Source organism: Streptomyces sp. NPDC002144, assembly GCF_053593695.1.
Genome location: NZ_JBSFDB010000131.1, coordinates 1 through 4,946, shown reverse-complemented (window position 1 = coordinate 4,946; position 4,946 = coordinate 1). Strand labels below are relative to the sequence as shown.

Annotated in this window: 4 protein-coding genes; all 4 read left to right on the top strand. The window is 69.5% G+C overall.

From position 1 onward, the window contains the following. On the top strand, window positions 1-1,137 hold a 1,137-nt coding region (locus ACWCQ1_RS51610; RefSeq protein ID WP_451030077.1), incomplete at its 5' end, for an ATP-binding protein. Window positions 1,138-1,474: 337 nt separating this feature from the next. After that, the gene (locus ACWCQ1_RS51605; RefSeq protein ID WP_133049625.1) at window positions 1,475-2,947 is read left to right on the top strand and encodes an FAD-dependent monooxygenase; all 1,473 of its coding nucleotides are present in this window, start codon (window positions 1,475-1,477) and stop codon (window positions 2,945-2,947) included. A 311-nt stretch (window positions 2,948-3,258) separates the two neighbouring features. Next, window positions 3,259-3,588 carry a TcmI family type II polyketide cyclase gene (locus tag ACWCQ1_RS51600; RefSeq protein ID WP_133049624.1) on the top strand — a complete coding sequence of 110 codons (330 nt, stop codon included), beginning with the start codon at window positions 3,259-3,261 and terminating at the stop codon, window positions 3,586-3,588. Then, entirely contained in the window at window positions 3,585-4,856 is a 1,272-nt protein-coding gene (locus tag ACWCQ1_RS51595; protein WP_451030076.1) for a beta-ketoacyl-[acyl-carrier-protein] synthase family protein, read from the top strand. The genes ACWCQ1_RS51600 and ACWCQ1_RS51595 overlap by 4 nt, the downstream gene beginning before the upstream one ends. The last annotated feature ends 90 nt before the right edge of the window (window positions 4,857-4,946 follow it).

Sequence of the window (4,946 nt, the reverse complement as noted above, 5' to 3'; positions counted from 1 at the left end):
CTGGCCGACAAGCACGGCAACGTGGTCGTGGTCTCCACCCGGGACTGCTCGCTGCAGCGCCGCCACCAGAAACTGGTCGAGGAGGCGCCCGCACCGTTCCTGACGGACGAGCAGGTCGCGGAGCTGTACCGGGCCTCCAAGGCGATTTTGAAGGAGGCGTCCTACGAGGGCGCCGGCACGTGTGAGTTCCTGGTCGGCCAGGACGGCACGATCTCTTTCCTGGAGGTCAACACCCGTCTGCAGGTGGAGCACCCGGTGACCGAGGAGGTCGCCGGCATCGACCTGGTGCGGGAGATGTTCCGCATCGCCGACGGCGAAGAACTCGGTTACGGCGATCCGGAGCTGCGCGGGCACTCCTTCGAGTTCCGCATCAACGGCGAGGACCCGGGCCGCAACTTCCTGCCCGCCCCGGGCACCGTCACCACCTTCGAGGCGCCCTCCGGTCCGGGTGTGCGCCTGGACGCGGGTGTGGAGTCCGGCAGTGTGATCGGCCCCGCCTGGGACTCCCTGCTGGCCAAGCTGGTCGTCACCGGCCGTACTCGTAAGGAGGCGCTTCAGCGGGCGGCGCGGGCGCTGGAGGAGTTCCGGGTGGAGGGCATGGCCACCGCGCTTCCCTTCCACCGTGCGGTGGTCAGGGATCCCGCTTTCGCGCCCGAGCTCGCCGGCTCCGAGGACCCGTTCACGGTCCACACCCGCTGGATCGAGACCGAGTTCGTCAACGACATCAAGCCGTTCACCGCTGCCGCCGACACCGAGGCGGAGGAGGACGCCGGCCGGGAGACGGTCATGGTCGAAGTCGGGGGCAAGCGTCTGGAGGTGTCGCTGCCCGCCTCGCTGGGGATGTCGCTGGCCCGTGCCGGGCTGGCGGCCGGCGCCCGCCCCAAGCGGCGCGCGGCGAAGAAGTCCGGGCCCGTGGCCTCCGGCGACACCCTGGCCTCCCCGATGCAGGGCACCATCGTCAAGATCGCCGTCGAGGAGGGCCAGGAGGTCAAGGAAGGCGACCTCGTCGTCGTCCTGGAGGCCATGAAGATGGAACAGCCCCTCAACGCCCACCGCTCCGGCACCATCAAGGGCCTGACCGCCGAGATCGGCGCCTCCGTCACCTCCGGCGCCGTCATCTGCCAGATCAAGGACTGACCGGTCCGAACCACGGGATCGATTGCTTTGCATTTCCTTGCAGAGGTCTGTCGAAGATGCCATTGACGCAATGCAGGGGCTTGCGGATGATGAAAAAGGGATATGCATTTACTGGTCGACCACCCGGAAAAACAGCCGGTCGACCCTCCGGACATACGCCCAATAATTGACCGCGGATTCCGTCGGTGTGACCAGGAACACCCGGCCCGACGGAGCGGGAGCGACAGAGAACGATCGCGGCACCGCGGGAAGAGAAATAAGCGGAAATTCGGTCGCGGTCGGAACCGGAGAACCGAGGACATTCCGAGGAACAGGACGCATGGCCAAGGAGAGGCACATGGATGCCGAAGTCATAGTCGTGGGTGCGGGACCGGCCGGCATGATGCTGGCGGGCGAGCTGCGCCTGGCCGGTGTCGGCGTGACCGTACTGGAGCGTCTCGACCGGCGCACGGGGGAATCCCGCGGCCTTGGCTTCACCGCACGCACCATGGAGGTTTTCGACCAACGCGGGCTGCTGCCCCGGTTCGGGGAGATCGAGATCAGCAACCAGGGCCACTTCGGCGGCCTGCCCGTCGACTTCGGAGTGCTGGACGGCGCCCACCAGGCCGCGAAGACCATCCCGCAGTCGCAGACCGAGACGGTCCTCGAGGAGTGGGTGACCGAGCTCGGCGGTGACATCCGGCGCGGCCACGAGGTCATCGCGCTCAAGGACGAGGGCGACTCGGTGACGGTGGAGGCGCGCGGCCCGCACGGTGTCGAGCGGTTCACGGCCCCCTACCTGGTGGGGTGCGACGGTGGCCGCAGCACGGTGCGCAAGGCGGTGGGCTTCGACTTCCCGGGCACGGCCGCGACGATGGAAATGTTCCTGGCCGACGTCAGGGGCCTCGACCTGGAGCCCCGTATGATCGGCGAGACCCTGCCCGGCGGCATGATCATGGTCGGGCACCTGCCGGGCGGGATCACCCGGCTGATCGTCTGCGAACGCGGCACCCCGCCGCGGCGCCGCACCGCTCCGCCGGAGTTCGACGAAGTGGCCGCCGCCTGGAAGCGTCTGACCGGTGGTGACATCTCGCATGGTGAGCCGGTGTGGGTCAGTTCCTTCGGCGACGCCACCCGCCAGGTCACCGAGTACCGGCGCGGCAGGGTGCTGCTCGCCGGCGACGCCGCCCACATCCATCTGCCGGCCGGCGGGCAGGGCATGAACACCGGCATCCAGGATGCGGTCAACCTCGGCTGGAAACTGGCCGCCGTGGTGCAGGGCCGGGCACCGGAAGGCCTGCTGGACACCTACCACGACGAGCGTCACCAGGTCGGCAAGCGGCTGCTGATGAACACGCAGGCGCAGGGACTGCTCTTCCTCAGCGGCCCCGAGATGCAGCCGCTGCGCGACGTGATGACGGAGCTCATCCAGTACCGCGAGGTCAGCCGTCATCTGGCCGGCATGGTCAGCGGTCTGGAGATCCGCTACGACGTCGGCGGCGGGACGAACGCCCTGCTCGGCCGGCGGATGCCGCAGGTGGAGCTGGCCCGCCCCGACGGCACCCGGACCACCAGCACCGAGGCGCTGCACACCGGGCGCGGCGTGCTGCTGGACCTGGAGGACAACGCCGCCCTGCGCCGCCGGACGGCAGGCTGGCGGGACCGCGTCGACATCGTCACGGCGGTACCCCAGGGCGCCCTCGCGGCCGAACGGCTCGCCGGCAGCTCCGCCGTGCTGGTCCGTCCCGACGGATACGTGGCCTGGGCCGCACCCGGCAGCCACGGAGACCTGCCCATGGCCCTGGAGCGCTGGTTCGGTCCGGTCCGCTAGGCGCTCCGTCAGAAGTGCCGCCCTGCGCCGCCGATCGGCCGCGGAACCGTCGTGACCGGTCGCGCAGTTCCCCGCGCCCCTTCGCGGCACCGCCGCACCACGCCGGACGTCGCCCATGGCGCTCGCGGCGCATGTGCGGCACTCGAAACCACCGCACGGCTCGTCCCGGACCCAGGCGCCGCCGCCCGGTCGGCCGTGTCGTGCGGTCGGCGGTGTCGTGGCCGACGACGGCCCCGCCTCCCCGTTCACGTCCGGTCCCCCGACGGCCGTGACGTACGAAGACCCCACTGGTCGTGAGGAGACAAACCGACATGCACAGCACGCTCATCGTGGCCCGGATGGACCCCGGGTCCAGCGACGACGTCGCACGCATCTTCCGCGCGTTCGACGAGACGGAGATGCCCCACCTGATGGGCACCCGCCGCCGTCAGCTGTTCTCGTACCGAGGGCTGTACTTCCACTTGCAGGACTTCGACTCGGACAACGGCGGCCACCGTATCGAGGAGGCCAAGCAGGACCCGCGTTTCATCCGGATCAGCGACGACCTCAAGCCGTTCATCGAGGCCTACGACCCGGCGACCTGGCGCTCCCCCTCCGATGCGATGGCCACTCGCTTCTACAGCTGGGAGGCGTCGGCGTGACGGCACGTCGGGTGGTCATCACGGGCATCGGTGTCGTCGCGCCCGGCGGCATCGGCGTCAAGAACTTCTGGAGCCTGCTCAGCTCGGGACGCACCGCGACCCGCCGCATCACCTTCTTCGACCCCTCCCAGTTCCGCTCACGGGTGGCTGCCGAGATCGATTTCGACCCGGACGAACACGGCCTGAGCCCGCAGGAGACGCGGCGCATGGACCGCGCGGCCCAGCTCGCCGTCGTCGCCGCGCGGGAAGCGGTCGGTGACAGCGGCCTCGAATTCGACGAGCTGGACCCGTACCGGGTGGGCGTCACCATCGGCAGCGCGGTGGGTGCCACCATGGGGCTGGACTGGGAGTACCGGGTGGTCAGCGACGCCGGACGACTCGAACTCGTCGACCACACCTATGCGGTGCCCCACCTGTACAACTATTTCGTCCCCAGCTCGTTCGCGGCCGAAGTGGCCTGGAGCGTGGGCGCCGAAGGGCCGAACGCGGTGGTCTCCACCGGCTGCACCTCCGGCCTGGATGCGGTCTGTCACGCGGTGGAACTGCTGCGGGAGGGCTCCGCCGACATCATGGTCGCCGGCGCCACGGACGCCCCGATCTCGCCCATCACGATGGCGTGCTTCGACGCCATCAAGGCCACGACTCCGCGCAACGACGACCCCGAGCACGCCTCGCGCCCCTTCGACGGGACCCGCAACGGCTTCGTGCTGGGAGAGGGTTCCGCCGTTTTCGTCCTGGAGGAACTCGAGAGCGCGAAGCGGCGCGGCGCCCACATCTACGCCGAGGTCGCGGGCTACGCCTCGCGGTGCAACGCCTTCCACATGACCGGTCTGCGCCCCGACGGCGCGGAGATGGCGGAGGCGATCCGGGTCGCCCTGGACGAGGCGCACGTCAACCCCGAGGAGATCGACTACATCAACGCACACGGCTCGGGCACCAAGCAGAACGACCGGCACGAGACGGCCGCGTTCAAACGGAGCCTGGGCGAACACGCCTACGCCGCACCCGTCAGCTCCATCAAGTCGATGGTCGGACACTCGCTGGGCGCGATCGGCTCGATCGAGATCGCGGCGTCGGCGCTGACCATGGAGCACAACGTGGTGCCCCCCACCGCCAATCTGCACACCCCCGACCCCGAGTGCGACCTGGACTACGTGCCCCTGACCGCCCGCGAGCACCGCACCGACGCGGTGCTGACGGTCGGCAGCGGCTTCGGCGGATTCCAGACCGCCGTGGTTCTCACCCGTCCCGAGAGGAGGGCCGCTTGACTTCTCCCCCAGCTGAAGCAGGGAGATTCTTCCCTCGCGGGTTGAGCTTTCTGCTTCTCAGACAGCAGCTGCCCCGAACCAACGGCAAGG